This window comes from Kitasatospora sp. NPDC057198 (assembly GCF_042670125.1).
GTDB lineage: Bacteria > Actinomycetota > Actinomycetes > Streptomycetales > Streptomycetaceae > Kitasatospora.
This window is the reverse complement of the sequence record NZ_JBHUWH010000850.1, coordinates 1-1486: the sequence shown is the minus strand read 5'-3', so window position 1 is coordinate 1486 and position 1486 is coordinate 1. Positions and strand designations below refer to the sequence as shown.

At 76.6% G+C, this 1486-nt stretch carries 3 protein-coding genes; 2 read left to right on the top strand and 1 reads right to left on the bottom strand.

Annotated elements, in window-relative coordinates:
• Both ACFUEL_RS39615 and ACFUEL_RS39610 read left to right on the top strand, forming a co-directional pair.
• On the top strand, window positions 1-429 hold a 429-nt coding region (locus ACFUEL_RS39615; RefSeq protein WP_380243063.1), incomplete at its 5' end, for a hypothetical protein.
• An 89-nt stretch (window positions 430-518) separates the two neighbouring features.
• Window positions 519-917, top strand: coding sequence for a hypothetical protein (locus ACFUEL_RS39610; protein ID WP_380243061.1), 399 nt, complete (start codon window positions 519-521; stop codon window positions 915-917).
• Window positions 918-940: 23 nt separating this feature from the next.
• Here the strand turns inward: ACFUEL_RS39610 and ACFUEL_RS39605 are convergent, their stop codons facing one another.
• Window positions 941-1135, bottom strand: coding sequence for a hypothetical protein (locus ACFUEL_RS39605; protein WP_380243059.1), 195 nt, complete (start codon window positions 1133-1135; stop codon window positions 941-943).
• Window positions 1136-1486: the final 351 nt, after the last annotated feature.

The following is a 1486-nucleotide window of genomic DNA, read 5'->3' as shown; positions in this document are numbered from 1 at the left end:
CCGACCGTGGCGGGCCGGGCCTGGGCGCCCGGGGGGTGGGGCGGGCCGGGGTACCACCTGCTGGTGCTCCAGGAGACCCGGGACTTCTGGGACGGGCGGGGCTCCGAGGTGGTGGAGCCGGCGGAGCGGGAGATCGAGGACGCGCTGCGGGCGCTGGCGGCCCTGCTGACGGCTCGTTGGGGCGCGCCGGAGACCCTGGACCTCTGGCCGCCGGACCGCGTCGGCCTCGCCGGCACCGCCGCCGCCCGGCCCGAGCCGCTCGGGTTCCTGAGCATGCTGAGCGGCAGCGTCCTGCTGTGGCGGCTGCCCGGGTCGGCGCGCTGGGTGGGGCTGTCGGTCGGGCAGGCCGATCCGGAGTTCCCGGTGCTCCTGCTGCTCGCCGTCGGCGAGGTGGCGGTGCTCGCCCGGCCCGGCTGGGAACCCGGCTGAAGCCCCCGCGCGAGGGGCGGGCCGCGCCGGAGGGGTGCGGCGGCCGGTCCGGCGCCCCGGCTGTCGGTGAGGTGCGGCATGCTCCACGCATGCTTCACGTGATGACCGAACGCGGGCTGTCGGTGCGCGATCCCGGGCCGACGGCCCTGAGCTGTCTGGTGGCGAACATGCAGCGCGGCGAGTCGCACCTGGTCGTCGAGCGGTTCGGCCCCGACGAGCCGGCCGGCAACTGGTACGTGCAGGTGCGCCTGCGGGAGAACGGCGTCTACGAGTTGGAGTACCGCGACGGCGTGGCCAGCGAGCACTACCGGACCCTGACGGTCTCCCCCGCCAGGGTGGTGGACGCGCTGGTCGGCTGGGCGGGCGGACGGACGGCGTGGCGCTCGGCGTTCGACTGGTCCAACATCGGCCACTGGTTCGCGGAGGATCCGGCGGGCCCGGAGGGTTCCAGCGGTCCGGCGGGCCCGGAGGGTTCGAGCGGCGGCTGAGCCCGCGGCCCGCCCGGGGCGGCTCAGAGCAGCCAGAGGCCGAAGCCCGCGACCAGGATCCCGAAGGCGATCAGCAGCGGGCCGAGCAGGTGGTCGCGGGGGCGGTCGGTGCCGGGGCGGATCCGGATCGTGGAGGCCAGGCCGAGACCGGAGAGCAGCAGGCCCAGCGGGGTGAGGACCGCCCACAGGGCGGATGCGGCGACGTGGCCGGAGATCATCGGGCCGTCGGCCGACCGGCGGATCGGGGGCGCGCGCCGGGCGCTGACGGGGCGTGGGGTGCGGCCATGATGCGGGTCCTCCTGCTGGGTTCCGCACGACGCTACCGGGGGGCGGAACAAGACTCCGCCACGGATTGGCAAAGCCTTCACCGCGCCCGCCCGGGGCGGCCGGAACCGTGCCGTCCGACGGTCCGTCAGGTTCACCCGGGCGGCCCACCAGCACCGACGCGGGATCGTTCGATTCCCAGCGAACGCCCAGGGACTTCCCGGAATCCACCCAGCAGCGGCCCAGCGGGCCGCCGAGGGTCCCGCGGGCCCACCGGGGCCCCGGCAGGACGGCCCCGGCAGGAC

Excerpts from the sequence above, each read along its gene's own strand:
- ACFUEL_RS39605 (WP_380243059.1), bottom strand. The coding sequence starts at position 1,135 with ATGATCTCCGGCCACGTCGCCGCATCCGCCCTGTGGGCGGTCCTCACC.
- ACFUEL_RS39610 (WP_380243061.1), top strand. The coding sequence starts at position 519 with ATGCTTCACGTGATGACCGAACGCGGGCTGTCGGTGCGCGATCCCGGG.